Raw genomic sequence first — 18,507 nt, forward strand, 5'->3', positions numbered from 1 at the left:
GCAATGTCAACTTTGTTTGGTCACGCAGATCACTCATTGTACTCAAATGGGATGACGTTTTTACGTCGTCCTATGGTGCAAAACATTAATGCAATTGATGCAGACGTAGTGGTTTTAGGCTTACCATTTGATTTAGCGACCTCGGGCCGCCCTGGTGCGCGCTTAGGCCCTGATGCAATTCGTCGTGCATCGGTTCATTTAGCATGGGAAGACACTAAATATCCGTGGACTTTCCCGTTGTTTGAGCGCTTAAAAGTGGCAGATGCAGGGGACTTTACTTACCCTGTCGGGGATCCTGAGTATTTTACTGCGCAACTAGAAATGGCTGCTGATCAAATACTTCGCCAAGGTAAAACACTATTAGGTTTAGGGGGCGATCACTTTGTAACGCTTCCGCTATTACGTGCTCATGCAAAAATACATGGCAAAATGGCGTTAGTGCATTTTGATGCGCACACCGATACCTATAGCAATGGCTCGCGCTTTGATCACGGCACTATGTTTTATCATGCACCTATGGAAGGGCTGATTGATGTTGAGCACAGTATACAAATAGGTATCCGTACAGACTTTGATCAAAGTAAACATGAGTTTGCTGTGATTGATGCAATGCAAGCCAACGATTTACATGCTAATGATATTGCAGCGCAAATACTTGAGCGAGTAGGAGACCTACCTGTTTACTTAACGTTTGATATAGATTGTTTAGATCCTGCGTTTGCGCCTGGTACAGGCACTCCTGTGTGTGGTGGTTTAACGTCAGATAAAGTACTTAAAGTACTGCGTGCGCTTAAAGGCATAAACATGGTAGGTATGGATGTGGTAGAAGTATCACCTTCGTACGACCAAAGTGAGCTTACCGCTATTGCCGCAGCAACCATTGCGAGCGAATTACTGCATTTGTGGACGCATAAAAATAAGTACTAATTATATAACTTAAGTACTACAAAAAAGGGTATGCGCTTGCATACCCTTTTTTTATTTAGAGGTATCGATTATTCAACTGCTTAATTTCTTTTAACCAAATAACGCTTAGCCCAATAAGAGGCAGGTTAGTAGTTACAGGGTTAAATGCTTCAATAAGCAATTGTGGCTGCATTACAACTACAGCAAGTAAAAGCCCCATAAGCGCCAATATATTTAAAGCTACCAAATGCTTATGTTTATAAAATACAAATAAACACAAGCCAAATATAATTTCGCCAACACCCGCCGAACGTGTAATTAAGTCAGACACTTCGGCTGAAAAACCAGCACTGCCAGTCATTAATTTTTCAAGTGGAGCTACGTGATAAAGCTTTGGAAAAAAGCCGTGGTATATCCAACTTAAACTCACTATGTAGCGAGCAAGTTGAATATAACCGCGATTATTTCCTAGCATTGTCAATACGCTCTTGTGCACTTGGGTGGCTAGATAAGTACTCTAATAAGTCATTTACTTTTTCTAGGTGTTCGTTTTCGCTGGTATGGCTTTCTTGTAGGGCCTCTATTGCATCAGCAAAGTCATTACTCGAATACCCAAGCGATTCTAATTGAGTGAGTGCAAAGCTATCTGCCTCGCGTTCCATATCTCGTGAAAACCCTTGCTGAGCAAACGATGCACCCGTACCTAACGCAACCTCAGCAACTCCCTCTAAATCACCAAATACAACCGCTAGCACAATCGTACTTGCGGCAGATTGTGCTGTAATACGTACGCTATGCTGGTGCACTACATGGCCCATTTCGTGTAGTAATACCGCTTTTAGTGCATTGGGTCTATCGGCAAGTAAATTTGCTAAATCATCTGTGACCACGATACGGCCATGGGGTAGTGCAAACGCGTTAGCACCAAAGCTGTCGGATTTATAAAACGATAATCTATAAACCGATTTATCAAGCGATAACGCATTAAGCATACTTGTAAAATGCGCTTGTACTTTAGCTTGCTGCTCTGCGGGCAGCTCACTTGGGTCAAGCGCAATCTTTTTAATTAGTGTAAAACTTTGCTCCCCCATTTGTTCTACAACATTACGTGGCAGGGTATCAACACTGTAAACAGCAATGGCGGGTACTGCTTTATAAAGTACTAACCACATAAAAAGCGGTGTAAATATGACTGCAGCTAAAATTGCCCATTTACTTTTTTCAAGGCGCTCCATTATGTGATGGTTATTTTCTTTAAATGGCCATCTGTAACTTACATCTTGAGGAATAAAACGACTGCCATCTTCAAAGTTTAGTTCGTCGGCAAGTCCTGCCATCCCCGAGCTTAATTTAAGACTTGAGATTGCGTGGCGAGCTATAACGTGTTCATCGTTGATAACCTCAATGTGTGTGTCGCTAATAGTTGCAACACACACTTGATAGTTACTCGATGCGATGGGGAAAAAATGTCCCTTTACATGCATAGTGAGCTCTTAAGTTAAAGAAAGGTCAATATCAAATACGTTTGCAGCTTCTTCAGCAAATGATGATTGCTGTTCTTGCGCGGTATCAATTAGGTTTAATGCACCAGGATAAATAGTGACGTTAGTTACATCAGCAAGCATTTTTGATGTACGTACTTTTGTCCATGGGTATGCAAGGCCTAAAGAAAATACAATAGCCAACATATTAGTTAATAGTAAAACAGCGAAAGGAACTGGTTTTAACTCTGATTTAAATGTAGCAACGCCTTCAAAATGGCTGTTATCAAAAATATGATTTCTAATAGCGGCATGCCATACAGCAGAAACAATGGCAATCATCAGCACATAGGCAATCATCATAAGTATGGGTAGCATAACCATTGCAGGGGAGTTTTCTAAACCTTGTTGATTTTCAACATCTAATAAATTGAGACCAAATACCCCTAAAATCCCCATAAATACCACCATGGTGATAGAGCTCACCACAAAACAAATAAGCGCTGTTAGGTAATAGGTTTCGCCTTTTAGGTTTACAGTAAGTGGTTTGTCGCCGTAACTAATGTTGCTATGGATATAGCTATCAATACGTTTTATAACGTAAGGCATTAATAAGTAAAGCGTAAATATGCTTGCAATAGGTAAAAGTATAAAGTTAACAAAGGCTTCGCCATAACTGCCTTTAAAAGCAAAGCGAACATTACGATGGCGGGTCATACGCAGATTAAAACGTAAACCTTGGTTAATAATCCATGGCATTAAAAAGATAAAACCAAGAGCAATAAACAGCCCCAAAATAGGCAAAAAGCTAATAGAGAATGTGTAAATAAAAAATACAACAACCGCTAAAATCCGACCTTTTAAAATTTGTATTGGTGTTGCTAAGTAGTCAAAGCTATGACCATCTATACGGGTGTGGCCGTAAAAATAGCGATGCGTACGTACTTTAGCCCACGCCGAATATATGCCAAGCGTAATAACGCTAAGTAATATATTTACAATCCAAATTCCAAAAAACTCACCACCTTTACCACTAAATTGCACTTTTCCGCTAAAAATTGGTTCAGCAGGTTCATTTATTGGTGGGGTTGTTTCAGATGGGGTAGGGTGTATTGATTCCATTAAATTATATCCATGTTGTTTTTTTGTTAATTTACCCATTTTTAGTGCAAAACTCAATGTTTATAATTATCCAACCCTTCTGCAAGCAGCTATAAATAGGCGTTTTAAGTATTAAGTTGAATACTCTAATACTTTTTTGTCAATAAACCTCGCTGGTTTATGTATTTGGCTGGTAACTGGGGTCTTTAGCTTTTTAATAAGTGACTTAGCTACTATACATAGTTAGTGCTGCTTAAATGTAATGGCATTAATTATGTATTAAGCACACCTACGTACAATTAAGCTAATTGATTTATATGCCAAAATAATAGATTGTAAGAGTAGTGCGGATGTAAATTTATTTAGGTTTTACAGCTTTTATCACCGCTTTAAATAACATTAGGATATTTATTATGTTTCAAGCAGTCGTGTTAGGGGGATTAGAGTTTAGCCCGCTGATTGTTTACTTCCCAATTGCATTTATTTTAACGGCGTTGACTCGTTTTGCTTTGCATCGACTAGATTGGCATGACCGTATTTGGAAAGTGGCTTGGTTTGAGGTGTCACTATTTGTTTGTTACTTGGCACTCGCCGTCTATTTATACCAATCTGTTTAATTAATTGAGCTATTTTGAGGCAAGAAAACCGTGTCGATAACAAGGCAAAAATTTCGTTATTTAGTTGTTCTATATCAGAAATTTTTAACACAGTTAGCGTCAGGTTTAAGCCCTCAAATTACTCAAGTATTATTGCGGGTTGGTATTACTAAGTGGAAGATAAATTGAATGATTAAATATCTGCGTATTACTTTTACTATCTTGGTTGTTATAGCCGCCGTTTTTGCTGGGCGTTGGGTATGGACTGACTACATGCATACTCCTTGGACGCGTGACGGGCGTATTCGAGCCGATATTGTCACGGTTGCTCCAGACGTGTCGGGTTGGGTAACTGCTTTAAATATTAAAGATGGTCAAAACGTACAAAAAGGCGAAGTACTTTTTACTGTTGATAAAAAGCGTTATCAAGCAGCGCTTGATAAAAGTAAAGCAAACACAGAAAACGCATTGTATACATGGGAACTTGCTAAACATAAATACGAAAGACGTGTTGAGCTAAACACTCAACAGGCAATAAGTGAAGAAACGCTAGAGTCAACACGTATCAATACTAAAATTGCTGAGGCAAATTATAACCTAGCCAAGACAGAGCAAACAATTGCGCAGTTAAATGTTGATAGAACTAAAATTGTTGCGCCTGCATCAGGGCAAATAATTAATTTAAATTTACGCCAAGGCAACTATGTAGCTCAAGGCACACCTGTTTTTGCTATTGTTCAGTCAGATTCATTTTATGTAACGGGTTACTTTGAAGAGAGTAAAATACCGCTTATTTATCCTGATCAAAAAGCTAAAATAGCCCTTTTAAGTGGTGGTAAGCAATTAACAGGGCATGTAGTGAGTGTAGGTAAAGCCATTGCAAATACGAATACACAAAGTAACGGTCAGCTTTTACCGCAAGTGCAACAAACATTTAATTGGGTACGTTTATCACAGCGTATACCTGTTGATATTAAGTTAGATTCATTGCCCGAAAATACACAGCTTAGCGCAGGAATGACCGCCACTATACATCTCGCTACGCGCTAAGGGGAATACAGTGGGCGTAGTATTCCAAAATTTGTTTTTTCCTAAAAAACAGGCAATTATTTTTGCGACTAAGGGTGTTATAGCCATGGTGATGGCGCTGACTATTGCTATGTCGCTTAATCTTGAAAGGCCTTATTGGGCGTTAGTCTCGGCTATATTTTTGCAATTACGCCCGCAAAGCGGATTAGTTATTGAAAAAGCAATTTGCCAAATAATAGGCACCATAGTGGGTGGTTTATTTGGCATATTGCTTTTAACTCAGCTAATTCTTTACCCTTATTTAGCGCTCGGTGCACTGGCATTATGGTTGGGGGTAAACTCTGCGTTATCGGCAATGGTACGCCAAGCAAACTTTGTTTATGCGTTTGCTATGGCAGGTGTAACAGCCGCTATTATTGTACTTTTAGTCATGGTTACTCCGGCAATGGTGAGCAGCCAGAGTATATTTGATATTGCACAAGCGCGAGTAAGCGAAATAATAATAGGCTCTGTATGTGCTGGGCTTGTGAGTCATCTATTTTGGCCTGTAAAGGTTAAACATTTACTGCAAACACAAGCGCGGTCGGTTATAAATCAAACGTTACATTATTTAGTTATTGAGCTTGATTCTAAGGGCTCGCACGAAAACCGTCACCAGCAAATAGATGGCATTATGGCAACATTGGGATCAATAAACGAAGATTCCAGCGCAGTAAGGTACGAAGGACCAAAAGGTCCAGGGCGCTCGCGTGCTGCAAATCAGTTGTCGCAAAAAGTACTTTCTTTATTGGCCTTAATTCAAATAATTGGCCGCCTACAGCGAAACCACGAAGACCTTATTACACCTACTTTAGATAAATTAATAAGTAAACTTAAGCACGTATTTGCGCAAATTAAAGAGTCTGACGATTTTGATTACTGCGCTGAACAAGTTAAAACGCTGCGTAAAGAGCTAACCGACTATAGAGCAAATACGGTGTGTGATTCGCCATTTGAATCTCACATGCTCAATGTGAGCTTAGAAGTAGCAGCCGACTTAACAATTTTACTACGCGCATACAGAGCGTTAGAAGAGCGTGATAAAACATTATTAAATGCACCCAGTATGCTTACATATCGCGACCCATTAGCTGGCATAATTGTTGGATTTAGAACTGCTTTGGTGTTTTCTATCGGCGCATTTATTTGGATTAATACAGGCTCTTCTGCTGCATTATTAATTATGATTTTACCGGTCATATTTTCGATAATGTTGGCGAGAATACCGTTAGCTATTTTACAGGTGGTAATAAAGCGTTTATTGGTAGGCGTGGTGGTTGCTGCTATTGTAACTATTTTTTACGCACTCAATTTATTATCACAAAGTGGTGGGCAATTAGAAATATTACTACTTGTATTAGCAGGGCCTTATTTTCTGGGTTTACTGCTGCTAGCTGATCAACAAACATTGCCATATGGCTTGGGGTTTTGTATCCCATTTACGATTTTGGTAAGACCCAGTACCGATATGAGCCTTGCGTTTTCAATCGATTACACACTTAGCTCTGCCATGGCAATTTTTGCGGGGGTAAGTATTTTATTTTGGATTTTTCAGTTATTCACAGGCCCGAGTGTACAATTACTTGTTCATCGTGTTTTTAAGGCCACTTATAAAGATTTACTCGAAATAAATAACCATCCAACCCCAAGTATTTGGTATAACCGCCGTATGGCCGATAGGTTAATTCGCTTAACTAATTACGATCAAGGTTCACACTCACGCGTAATTACTGATCTTGCACTAACCGCTCTAAACTTAGGGCATGCGTCGGTACGTTTAAACTCAATTTGTGAAAATTTGGCTGGTAATACAAAGCTAAAGTATTTAAATGAGTGGCAGCGTACGTTAGCCGATGCATTTATGTTGGCAACCAAGGGCAAGTTTAATAATAAGTTTAAGCAAGCGTCAGATAATCTTTATGAGGAATTGGCTCAGACGGTTGACGATTCAAATCAATTAGAAGCAATAAAAGGCATGTTTATTCGCATTAATCTGACCTTTGAAAGAAGTGCGAGTAAGATAAATTAGCCCCATTCGCTGCTTTTCGAGTTCAGATGTTATAACGAAATCTGTTATACTTGCTGGATAATTTTATGGGGCTGTTATGATTTCAAAAAACCAACTCAAACTTATTCGCCAACTTGGCCAAAAAAAGTACCGAAAGCAATATAATCAATACCTTGTACAGGGTGAGAAAAACGTACTTGAGTTATTAAACAGCCCATTAAATGTGGTTAATATTTTTGCTACAAACGAATTTATAAATGCGTACCAAGGTAAGTATCCGCAAGCTAACTTTATAGAAGCTGATGAAGAGACCCTCACCAAAGCCAGCACGCTAGTTAGCAATAATGCAGCCATTGCTATTGTTGATATGCCAAAAGCAGCTTTACCACAAGCAAGTGGCTTAATACTCGCACTTGATGGCGTATCAGACCCTGGTAATTTAGGCACAATAATAAGAGTGGCAGACTGGTACGGTATTAAACATATAGTAACTAGCACCGACAGCGCAGACGCTTACAACCCAAAAACAATCAGCGCCACGATGGGCTCATTTGTAAGGGTATCGGTAAGCCAAGTAGATTTACCTGATTACCTACAGTCTTTAAATTTACCTGTTTACGGTGCTTTTTTAGATGGGCAAAGCGTGCATAAAACCCAATTTACGGGCTCAGGCGTTTTACTAATGGGCAGTGAGTCGCATGGAATACGCGAGACATGTGCAAAGTTAGTAACTAATAAAATCACCATCCCCGCTTTTGGTGGAGCAGAATCGCTTAATGTTGCAATGGCGACCGGTATTATTTTAGATAATTTTAAACGACAAGCTTAACAATTTAACTGTTAATGAGTTAAATTGTTTGTAATCAATAACAATAATAATCGGTAATAACAATAAGATGCGCTTAAGCACTATTAAATTAGCGGGCTTTAAATCGTTTGTAGAGCCCACTAAAATTCCATTTCCTGATCAAATGACGTGTGTTGTTGGCCCCAATGGCTGTGGCAAATCTAACGTTATTGATGCAGTACGATGGGTGCTAGGTGAAAGCTCTGCTAAAAACCTGCGTGGCGACGCCATGACCGACGTTATTTTTAATGGCTCAACTAATCGAAAAGCCATATCACAAGCCTCTGTAGAGCTTGTTTTTGATAACGATAAAGGAAGTCCTTCAAACACATTTGCCGATCGAAACCAAATTGCTATTAAGCGTTTAGTAACGCGCGACGGACAGTCACTGTATTTTTTAAATGGCAGTAAATGCCGTAAGCGCGATATTACCGATATATTTTTAGGCACCGGTCTTGGTCCACGTAGTTACGCAATTATTGAGCAAGGGATGATCTCGCGCTTAATAGAAAGTAAACCACAAGAGCTGCGCGTATTTTTAGAAGAAGCCGCTGGCGTTTCTAAATACAAAGAGCGCCGCCGCGAAACACAAACTCGTATAAAGAGCACTCGCGAAAATCTTGAACGTTTGTTAGATGTGCGTAAAGAACTACAAAGCCAGCTAGATAAATTGGCTGTGCAGTCGGTTGATGCAAAAAAATACCGCGAATTAAAAGCACAAGAACGTACGCTAAAAGGCCAAATTGCCGTTTTAAAATGGCAAAAGTTACATCAGCAGCAACTTGAAAAAAGTGCCCAAATTAAAAAGCTTAATGATCAAATTTTGTTTTTTAAAACCGCTAACTCAGGGCATGACGATGTACTTGCAAGCTTAGAAGGGCAAGTACAAGCTCAGCAAGATAAACTAAGCGATGCACAGCATCAGCAACATGTAATACACACAGAGCTTACCCGGGCTGAGCAACAACAAATCAATGTAAAGCAGCAAACCCAAACGCTTAAACAGAGTTTAATTAAATTACAGCAACGCCAAATTCAAAGTGCTGAGGTAAAATCGCAGCAGCAAATTGTGTGCGAACAACTCAACGAAGCCCTGCAAGAGGCAAGTGAAAATGCCTTAATATGTGAAGAGCAAGTTAGTGGGTTAACGCATGAACTTGAGGAATTATTAGCACTTAAGCAGCGCCACCATACTCATTGGCAAGCTTTGTGTGAGCAACAGCAACAGCTTAATAATAACGTGCAACTACATAGTAGTCACATTAAACAAACTCAGCAGCAAATAAGCCACGTTAACGAGCAAATTGATCAGTTAACTGTTCAGCTTAGCGAGCTACAAAGTAGTGATGTAGAGCAACAGTTAATACAGCAAACACAGCAAACACAAACATTAACTCAAGAACTTGCCGCTAAACAAACAGCACATACGAAGTGCACTGCTAAGCTTGAAATGCAAAATGAGCTTGTTAATAACTCACAAACACAATATTCGACGCTCACTCAAACAATAAACGAGTTAAAAGCCAGTATAACGGGGCTTAAAAGTACATTAGGGCTTGATGAAAAAAGTGAACGTACTAATGGTTTGTTTAATCAGCTAAGTGTTAAAGAAGGCTTTGAGCTTCTAATAGAGCAAGCACTTAAATCTTTAGAGCACTTAAATGTAAGTGAGCAGCAAGCTGATAACAGTGTGTGGCCAAATAGTGATAAAAGCATGCCAACAAATAGCTTAGCTACATATATAACAAGCGGTGTTTATCCAGAGCATTTAGCACGTATTGCTTATAGTGAAAGCGGTGATTTAGAAATACTAAAAGATAGTTTTTATACAGCTGTTATGGATAAAAACGGTGCTTTATATGGTCGTAACTGGCATGTAAGTGCCGAATGTAATGCAGAAAACTCATTACTGTTAAAGCATAAGCAATTGCAGGATAAAGCTCAGCAATTAAATAATACCGAGGACGAATTACAACAAGTAACACACACTCGTGACGAACATACAGCTGAGCAAATAAAATTAATTAACGAACAAAGCGAGCTAAAAGAAGCCATACATGAGCTTGCGCAAAATATAGCAGTAGCCAGTACGCGCAGCGATATGCTCAAACAGCAAGTAGCGCACTTTAAGTTACAACTAGAAAAGCTACAACAACAAAAACAGCAATTAACAAATCAGCTTTTACAATTAAATACCGTGCTTGATGAGCAAGTAGCGCAATTTGAAGTGATGAATGAGCATCAACTTAACTTAGCGGATGAAGTAGACGCTGCAAATAGCTTGCGCTCACAAAGTGATAAAAGTTATAGCGAAGCATTAAGCATGCTTGAGCAATATAAAACACAAGCACATAAGGCAACGCTCTCAGAGCAAAAGGCACGCAGTGAATGGCAGTTAAGCCAAACCAAATTGAGCCATGCAGAGCAAGAGCACGTTAGTGCATCAGAAGGTGCGCAAGAACTACTTAGTGAAATAGAAGAGCTGCTGATACCAGAGCAAGAACTTAGCGATGAAATTACGCAGCTCTTAGCACAGCATCAAAAAGGTGAGCAGGCATTAGTATTGCTACAAAAAGAATTAGCTCAGGCGAAAGAGAGCTTAAACACTAAGCAAATAAGCCTTAAAAATTCACAAGGTGAGCTGGTGGGCTTGCAAGAGCAGCACCAAAAGCTAACAATTGAAGAGCAAAGCTTAGTAATAAAAGCGCAAGTTGCGCTTGAGCCATTAGAAGAGTTGAAACAAAGCTTAAAAGCAATACTTGATGAATTACCAGATTCATTAAATTTGAGTGCAGCGCAAAATCAGTTAACCGGATTTACTAATCAGTTAGATAAATTAGGTGCAGTAAACTTAGCGGCAATAGAAGAGTTTGATTTAGCCAAGGCACGTAGTGATTATCTTGATAATCAATTAGATGATTTAACAAAAGCGTTAAGTACCCTTGAAGGTGCAATTCGTAAAATTGATAGTGAGACCAAAACACGCTTTAAAGCGACGTTCGATCAAGTTAACGAAGACTTTGCTGAGCTATTTCCTAAAGTTTTTGGTGGTGGGAGCGCGTATTTAGAATTAACCAGTGACGATTTACTCGAAAGTGGTGTTAGTATAATGGCACGACCACCGGGTAAGAAAAATTCAACAATTCATTTGTTAAGTGGTGGAGAAAAAGCGCTGACCGCATTATCATTAGTGTTTTCTATATTCAGGCTCAATCCAGCTCCTTTCTGTATGCTGGACGAAGTAGATGCACCATTAGATGATGCCAACGTTGTGCGTTTTTGCCGTTTGGTTGAAGAAATGTCACAATCAGTGCAGTTTATTTATATTAGTCATAATAAAATTGCGATGGAAATGGCAGGTAGATTAACAGGTGTTACTATGGCAGAACCTGGCGTATCGCGTATGGTTGCTGTAGATATAGAGCAAGCTGTGCAACTTGCACACGCATAAATTTTTATAACAAGTGTATTAGTTTTTCATTAATATACAGGTTTTAGGCATATCAAATAATAAAAGGTGAGGGGATGGCCGAACAATTAAGATGGGTTTTAATCGTTATCAGTGTAATTGTCATTGGTGGTTTATTAATACATGGATTGTGGTCAGTTAGAAAAAAAGACCGCCCAGAAGTATCGGATAATGAACGGGTTGAGCCATTACAACAAAGCGCACCAGCTTCATCTAAACCGTTTCGTACTGAGGCTGAGCCAAAAGAGCCAATGCAAGACGAACGTGATGAGCCACAATTTGGCGAGCTTAACTTTGATGCAAATGAGCCGCAAATTGATACAAGCGTGCCAGAAACACCGATTGAAGATGACTTAGAAATAGTTGATGATCTTGAAACAAAAGATCAAAGTGCTGAAGAAGCGCCTGCTCAAATGTCTGACTTTGTTATTGTGCATATTCAAATGCCAGAAGAGCTTAGTATGCAGGGCAGTAAACTATTACCAGCAGTTAATACTTTAGGTTTTAAATATTCTGAGGAAGGCTTTTTTAATCGCCACTTAGATCCGGCTGGCCAAGGTCCTGTTTTGTTTAGATTAGTAAATATGTACAACCCAGGTACGTTTGATATTGATAATATGGAACAATTTAGTACCGCTGGGGTAAGCTTATTTATGACGTTACCGTGCGACGGCGATGGTCTAGCGGCATTTAATATGTTGCACAGCGCAGCTAAAAAGTTAGCGGATGAATTTGGTGCACAAATTTTAGATGCTGAGCGAAATGAAATGACAGTAGAGCGCATCAGGCAATATGTTGAACAGGTTCGTTCTTTTTCAGCGTAAATAACGCATACATTATATTTTTATAAGCCACTGGACGGTGATTCGTCAAAGTGGCTTTTTTTATGTTTATTGAGGTTTAAATGTCTAGCAGCATTAGTGAGCAAATTAATCATCTTCGTACTACATTAGAGCAACACAACTATAACTATTATGTGCTCGACACCCCCAGTATTCCTGATTCTGAATACGATAGGTTATTACGCGAATTAAGCGCACTAGAGATGCAGCACCCTGAATTTTTAACCGCCGACTCTCCCACACAAAAAGTAGGCGGTGCCGCACTGAGTAAATTTGAGCAAGTAGCGCACCAAGTACCCATGTTATCGCTTGATAACGCGTTTAGTGAAGAAGAATTCACTGCGTTTAATCGCCGTATAAAAGAGCGCTTAATGAGTACTGATGAGCTTACTTTTTGTTGTGAGCCAAAACTTGATGGATTAGCCGTATCAATTATTTATCGTGATGGTGTGCTTGTACAAGCGGCTACGCGAGGTGATGGTTTTACCGGTGAAAACATTACACAAAATGTTAAAACTATTCGTAATGTACCGCTTAAGTTACGTGGTGATTACCCAAAAGAGCTTGAAGTGCGCGGCGAAGTATTTATGGACAGCGCTGGCTTTGATAAATTAAATACTGAAGCGCAAAAACGCGGTGAAAAAGTATTTGTTAATCCGCGTAATGCAGCCGCGGGGAGTTTGCGTCAACTCGATTCTAAAATTACAGCTAAACGCCCACTCATGTTTTATGCCTATAGTACCGGGCTTGTAGCTGATGGCAGTATTCCTGAGGATCACTATCAGCAATTAGAAAAGTTAACTGACTGGGGGTTGCCACTGTGCCCAGAAACAAAATTAGTTGAAGGTCCTAAAGCCGCGCTTGAGTACTACAGCGACATTTTAACGCGCCGTGGCGAGCTTAAATATGAAATTGATGGCGTAGTAATAAAAATAAACCAAAAGGCCTTACAAGAGCGTTTAGGCTTTGTGGCACGCGCTCCTCGATGGGCTATTGCGTATAAGTTTCCGGCGCAAGAAGAAATAACCCAACTGCTAGATGTCGAATTTCAGGTGGGCCGTACTGGCGCTATTACCCCAGTTGCACGCCTAGAGCCTGTTTTTGTTGGTGGTGTTACCGTATCAAATGCAACACTACATAATGGTGATGAAATTGCACGCTTGGGTGTAAAAGTTGGGGATACCGTTATTATTCGCCGTGCTGGAGATGTAATCCCCCAAATAACGCAAGTTGTACTTGAGCGCCGCCCTGATGATGCCAGAGATATCGAATTTCCAGTAACTTGTCCTATTTGTGACTCTCATGTTGAAAAGGTTGAAGGAGAAGCTGTCGCTCGTTGTACGGGTGGGCTTGTATGTCCTGCACAACGCAAACAAGCAATTAAACACTTTGCGTCACGTAAAGCGCTGGATATAGACGGCCTTGGCGATAAAATTGTTGATCAGCTGGTAGACAGAGAGCTTATAAAAACACCCGCTGATTTGTTTATTTTAAAACAAGGACATTTTGAGTCACTTGAACGAATGGGACCTAAGTCAGCCAAAAATTTAGTAACAGCCCTTGAAGAGGCGAAAGGCACTACGCTTGCTAAGTTTTTATATTCATTAGGTATTCGCGAAGCAGGTGAGGCAACAGCACAAAATTTAGCTAATCACTTCCTTACCCTTGAAAATATAATAAATGCCAGCATTGATAGTTTAACGCAGGTAAGTGATGTAGGCGAAATAGTTGCAACGCATGTTCGTGGTTTTTTTGATGAAGAGCATAATTTAGAAGTTGTTAATGCGCTTATAGAGCAAGGCGTAAACTGGCCAGCGTTGAGTGCACCTTCTGAAGAAGAACAACCCCTTGCTGGGCTTACTTATGTACTTACTGGTACGCTAAATACGCTTAATCGTAATGACGCAAAAGCACGCTTACAGCAACTAGGTGCTAAAGTATCTGGTAGCGTATCAGCGAAAACTGATGCGTTAGTCGCGGGTGAAAAAGCAGGTTCAAAACTGACTAAAGCCCAAGATTTAGGTATCGACATACTCACGGAAGATGAATTAATTGAGCTGCTTCAAAAGCATAATGGTTAGGACGCAACAATGAGCCGATACGGTCCAGAATACTGGGATAAGTACGGAAGTTACCGAACTCCTATTGCATTTAACTTAAGTTTGCTTGTGCTATTACGTGGCTATTTTATTTGGGTGATTGCGGCTTTAAGTCGCAGGCCTGAACTTGATTTAATGTCGTTATTTTTTAAAAATAAAAATGATTTTTTTATTGCAATAGCAATTGGAAGTATCGCAATAATACCGACTATTTTATTTTGTTTACGCAGACCACGAGATTCACACAGTGCGAGCGATAAGTTAGCAAAAATATGGCGGTATATGCGCTGGCCCCTTATTGTATGTGCTGTTGTTGATTTAACATGGTTAAGTATTCAAGCCGCGCATAGCCATTATCGATTTTCATCATTTTTAGCAGTACAAATGATGATTGTTTTATGGGTATTGTGGTATTTGGTGAAAAGCCGTTATTTAACCGTTTTTTTTAATGATTGGCCTGAGCCGACAGAAAAAGCATCAGAAGAAAAAAAGCGACTTAAAAGGGATTAGTTGTGGACGCTGTAAATAAAAAAATAGCGATAGCTATATCGCTAATAGGCTTAGTGCTTATTATTTTAATGATTAGCACTGAGCTTTTAGAGTCTATGTGGTTTAAAGCGCTATTTGGGTTGTGGGTATTTGTTTTTTGCTCAAGCGTTTATAGGCTAACGCCCTTATTTAAATCAAGAAACAGGCTAGAGGATTTTATTCAGCGAGATGCCCAACATTTACTACTTTTTAGTTTGATGGGGTTTTTTGATAAAAAGCATGGTCCAGATTGGTTAGTTATTGAGAGTATTGAACGCATAACAACAAAGGATGATGAGCTAATAATTTACAGTAATAACGAGCGCCAAATGAGTGTTAGTTTACCTGTAAAAAAAGCAGAGCTAGATAGTTTTATTAAACGAATACTTACCGACTCAGAAAAACAAAATATTACCTTTAGCTGATCTTTAGTGTATTAAATAACGTAATAATTAGCCGTACTTTTTATAAATTTATTAAGTACGGTTAATCAACTATTCAATGAGGCTATTATGTTGAAGTGGAATGATGTTATTAACTTTGCCACCAACGGCAATCCTACCCCAAGTAAAAAAGTAGTCAAAACTGACGAGCAGTGGCGGATGCAACTATCAGAAGATGAATATTACGTAACACGTAAGAAAGGAACAGAGCGCCCAGATAGCTCGGGTAGTTGTACATTACTCGAACCTGGCAAGTATGTGTGTATTTGCTGTGATAACCTATTGTTTGATGCCGATGAAAAGTTTGATAGTGGCACTGGTTGGCCGTCATTTACGCAACCTGCGACAATTGAAGCGATTGGTTATGTAAACGATACAAGTCATGGTATGGAGCGCATAGAGGTGGTTTGTAACGTGTGCGATTCGCACTTAGGCCATATTTTTCCAGATGGACCATTACCAACAGGTTTACGTTATTGCGTTAATGCCGCAGCAATGAAAAAGCTCTAATATTTTATTTACTAGCGCTTTGAATATCTAAATTCATTTCTTTTGCTATATGCAAAATCTTATCTAAACGCTGCGTCTGATCTGCTTGTAATTTAGTTTTATCAAGAAGGGCGTAGCATCTTCTAGCAAGATCCATATTAAATGAGCTGCCAGATTGCTTGGTTGAATCAAATAGGCACTGTAATAAATTAAGTGCAATACTTTGATTACGAGGCATTACTCTAAATGCTTGCGTAAAAGCTTCCAGCGCAGTATTTAACTGCCCTTTATTAAATTGATTAACGGCATGGTTATTAAGCTCTTTTGGACCCATTTTAATATCGCGTCGCTCACTTTGTTGCTGCTGAATATAACGCAAGTAAGTTGTGTCGCTAACTGCAGGGTGTCTTTCACAGTGGCTAATTATTTGTGTGAATAAGGTTTGCGCCTTCTGATGAAACCCCAGTTCATGAAATGCTTTTGCTTTATCAAGTGCTCCATCAACCGATCGGATATGAGTATCGTCGTCATCAAGCTGCTCAATCAGCTTTTTCGCTTTTTGATGCTCGTCTTTTAAGTAATGAAGTCGTGCATTAAGTACATCAATTTGAGCTTGATTTGCATTATTAGGAAACTGTTTTTTTAAATCATTAATGTACTGATTTGTTTGTCTAGAAATTCGTTGAATTTGATCAGTTTGATCAGTCGTTAACGCAAAGTCGATACCGGCACGTGCTGCATTCAAATATACATCGGGGTGGTCGTGTATTGAGTGCTTTGCAAAGGTGGCTATATCTTTTTGAGTTAAATAGCTTTTTTCGTAGTCATGATTAATTAGCGACACATTACTTAACGATTTTTGGCGTGTGATGTTTCGCGGTGCAATGTCTGCAGCTTGACTTAAAAAGCTTTGTGCTAGTTCAAACTGATTTAGCTTTATTTCTAATCTGCCCAACAAATCAAGGGCTACTAAACGAGTTTCTTGGCGCTCTAACATTGTCTTGAGCATTCGCTGCGCCAAAATATGTTCGTTATTCGCTATAAGTGCCTCTACTAAACCTACTTTTGCCCAAGCAAATTTTTGAATATCGAGAACAGACTTAAAAAAGTCTTTTGCATCTTGAGCGCGCTTTAAGCGAAGTAGGGCATCGCCTTTTAAGCGAAGTAGGATAGGGCTGTAATTATTATTTTTTTTATCCAGAGCGGTATCAATAAATTTAATAGCTTTTGAATCGTTACCATCATCAATTAATGAATACACTGTTTGTAAGTCGTGTTTACGCTTTAAGATTCGTTCAATGCGTGTTTTAAGCTCTTGTACTGTAAAAGGCTTAACTAAAAAGTCATCTGGCTGCAGCTCAAGAACACTATGAACGAGTGAGCCACTTGTTTCTGCTGAGATAAAAATAAAGCCAGTCGAACTTTTTATGAGCTGCTTTACTCGTAGCTCTTCATAAAGCTGGTAGCCATCTTGGTGTTTGTTTAAGTTGAATGAGCAAACGATTAAATCAAATTCTTCACTTAAACACTGCTCTTTTGCAGAGTTTGCATGATCAGCAAAGCGCAACTGCCGAAAGCCAAGCCTTTCTAACGATTGTTTCATATAGCTTTGAGCAAGTGGCTGCTCCTCTACTATAAGTATTTTGGCTTTTGAATAGATCTTAGTTGGCATTGGCTTAAGCGTAATTGTATTTAACACAGACTATAATCAACAGTTTAACTCCTTACAAGGGAATTTAAATGATAGCTGTATTTATTAGGTACTTAACTTTGCCTAATACGTTTATCTAACTACGAAAGTACTGAGCCGAATAACGTAATTAAAAACCAAATAAGTAAAATGGAAACGCTATATTTGATGAGTGCTTTGATATGGAAATTTAGATTTTAATAAAAATATGAAATGTCTTTAAGGTAAAAATAGGAGTTAAACGTATTTAATATGGGAAAAAGTTATTACTAGAGAAGTTGTTTAATGGTATTTATGTGGTGGGTGATTACTTGGCTTGATACCAGTGACCCTCGCCATTATTTGTAAAGGGTGGTGATGCTCTTTTTCTTACGGCTAAGTTAATTACATACGATTTATATATTGAGTATTTATAAAGTTCTTAAATGTATTTAATATGAAAAGAAAGAGTTATTACTAGAGAAGTTATCTGATGGTATTTATATGTGGTGGGTGATACTGGACTTGAACCAGTGACCCTCGCCATTATTTGTAAAGGGTGGTGATGCTCTTTTTCTTACGGCTAAGTTAATTACACACGATTTATATATTGAGTATTTATAAAGTTCTTAAATGTATTTAATATGAAAAGAAAGAGTTATTACTAGAGAAGTTATCTGATGGTATTTATATGTGGTGGGTGATACTGGACTTGAACCAGTGACCCTCGCCATTATTTGTAAAGGGTGGTGATGCTCTTTTTCTTACGGCTAAGTTAATTACATGCGATTTATATATTGAGTTTTTATAAAGTTCGTAAATGTGTTTAATATGAGAAGGAAGAGTTATTACTAGAGAAGTTGTTTAATGGTATTTATATGTGGTGGGTGATACTGGACTTGAACCAGTGACCCTCGCCTTGTAAGGGCGATGCTCTCCCAACTGAGCTAATCACCCACAT

General features: G+C 39.0%; 15 protein-coding genes and 2 tRNA genes. 11 read left to right on the forward strand and 6 right to left on the reverse strand.

Annotation, left to right across the window (positions count from 1 at the left end; all coding sequences use genetic code 11):
• Positions 1-3: 3 nt before the first annotated feature.
• Entirely contained in the window at positions 4-927 is a 924-nt protein-coding gene (gene speB, locus QT16_RS16375) for an agmatinase (RefSeq protein WP_024597470.1), read from the forward strand.
• A 55-nt stretch (positions 928-982) separates the two neighbouring features.
• On the opposite strand, the gene QT16_RS16380 is transcribed toward speB, so the two are convergent.
• The 3 genes from QT16_RS16380 to QT16_RS16390 are packed head-to-tail and all read right to left on the reverse strand — an operon-like array spanning position 983 to position 3,509.
• A complete protein-coding gene (locus tag QT16_RS16380; RefSeq protein ID WP_039489383.1) occupies positions 983-1,381 on the reverse strand; it encodes a DoxX-like family protein in 399 nt (132 codons plus the stop codon).
• A complete protein-coding gene (locus QT16_RS16385; protein WP_039489385.1) occupies positions 1,368-2,390 on the reverse strand; it encodes a M48 family metallopeptidase in 1,023 nt (340 codons plus the stop codon). Before QT16_RS16385 ends, QT16_RS16380 begins: the two co-directional genes overlap by 14 nt.
• Positions 2,391-2,399: 9 nt before the next feature.
• The gene (locus tag QT16_RS16390) at positions 2,400-3,509 is read right to left on the reverse strand and encodes a YjgN family protein (protein WP_039489464.1); all 1,110 of its coding nucleotides are present in this window, start codon (positions 3,507-3,509) and stop codon (positions 2,400-2,402) included.
• Between the two features lie 392 nt (positions 3,510-3,901).
• Here QT16_RS16390 and QT16_RS16395 point away from each other — a divergent pair, with 392 nt between their 5' ends.
• The 10 genes from QT16_RS16395 (at position 3,902) to msrB (ending at position 15,898) form a co-directional block, all read left to right on the forward strand.
• Positions 3,902-4,105 carry a DUF1656 domain-containing protein gene (locus QT16_RS16395; protein ID WP_024605434.1) on the forward strand — a complete coding sequence of 68 codons (204 nt, stop codon included), beginning with the start codon at positions 3,902-3,904 and terminating at the stop codon, positions 4,103-4,105.
• 168 nt (positions 4,106-4,273) lie between these two features.
• On the forward strand, positions 4,274-5,134 hold the full coding sequence (locus QT16_RS16400; protein ID WP_039489388.1) for an efflux RND transporter periplasmic adaptor subunit: 861 nt from the start codon (positions 4,274-4,276) through the stop codon (positions 5,132-5,134).
• A gap of 10 nt (positions 5,135-5,144) precedes the next feature.
• A complete protein-coding gene (locus tag QT16_RS16405) occupies positions 5,145-7,181 on the forward strand; it encodes an FUSC family protein (RefSeq protein WP_039489390.1) in 2,037 nt (678 codons plus the stop codon).
• Between the two features lie 76 nt (positions 7,182-7,257).
• Entirely contained in the window at positions 7,258-7,989 is a 732-nt protein-coding gene (locus QT16_RS16410; RefSeq protein ID WP_039489393.1) for an RNA methyltransferase, read from the forward strand.
• Positions 7,990-8,056: 67 nt separating this feature from the next.
• A complete protein-coding gene (locus QT16_RS16415) occupies positions 8,057-11,458 on the forward strand; it encodes a chromosome segregation SMC family protein (protein WP_039489395.1) in 3,402 nt (1,133 codons plus the stop codon).
• 74 nt (positions 11,459-11,532) lie between these two features.
• On the forward strand, positions 11,533-12,300 hold the full coding sequence (gene zipA / locus QT16_RS16420) for a cell division protein ZipA (protein ID WP_024596342.1): 768 nt from the start codon (positions 11,533-11,535) through the stop codon (positions 12,298-12,300).
• Positions 12,301-12,380: 80 nt separating this feature from the next.
• Positions 12,381-14,399 carry an NAD-dependent DNA ligase LigA gene (ligA, locus tag QT16_RS16425; protein ID WP_039489397.1) on the forward strand — a complete coding sequence of 673 codons (2,019 nt, stop codon included), beginning with the start codon at positions 12,381-12,383 and terminating at the stop codon, positions 14,397-14,399.
• Positions 14,400-14,408: 9 nt separating this feature from the next.
• Positions 14,409-14,927: a DUF2919 domain-containing protein gene (locus QT16_RS16430; RefSeq protein ID WP_002958584.1), complete on the forward strand. Its 519-nt coding sequence runs from the start codon at positions 14,409-14,411 to the stop codon at positions 14,925-14,927.
• Positions 14,928-14,929: 2 nt separating this feature from the next.
• Positions 14,930-15,370, forward strand: coding sequence for a hypothetical protein (locus QT16_RS16435; protein ID WP_039489399.1), 441 nt, complete (start codon positions 14,930-14,932; stop codon positions 15,368-15,370).
• An 87-nt stretch (positions 15,371-15,457) separates the two neighbouring features.
• Positions 15,458-15,898: a peptide-methionine (R)-S-oxide reductase MsrB gene (msrB, locus tag QT16_RS16440; protein ID WP_002958586.1), complete on the forward strand. Its 441-nt coding sequence runs from the start codon at positions 15,458-15,460 to the stop codon at positions 15,896-15,898.
• A 4-nt stretch (positions 15,899-15,902) separates the two neighbouring features.
• On the opposite strand, the gene QT16_RS16445 is transcribed toward msrB, so the two are convergent.
• The 3 genes from QT16_RS16445 to QT16_RS16450 form a co-directional block, all read right to left on the reverse strand.
• On the reverse strand, positions 15,903-17,549 hold the full coding sequence (locus tag QT16_RS16445; RefSeq protein ID WP_033020645.1) for a tetratricopeptide repeat-containing response regulator: 1,647 nt from the start codon (positions 17,547-17,549) through the stop codon (positions 15,903-15,905).
• A gap of 504 nt (positions 17,550-18,053) precedes the next feature.
• Positions 18,054-18,144: transfer RNA gene (locus QT16_RS20810), tRNA-OTHER, on the reverse strand.
• A 283-nt stretch (positions 18,145-18,427) separates the two neighbouring features.
• A tRNA-Val gene (locus tag QT16_RS16450) sits at positions 18,428-18,503 on the reverse strand.
• Positions 18,504-18,507: the final 4 nt, after the last annotated feature.

The organism is Pseudoalteromonas distincta (assembly GCF_000814675.1).
Classification (GTDB): Bacteria; Pseudomonadota; Gammaproteobacteria; order Enterobacterales; family Alteromonadaceae; genus Pseudoalteromonas; species Pseudoalteromonas distincta.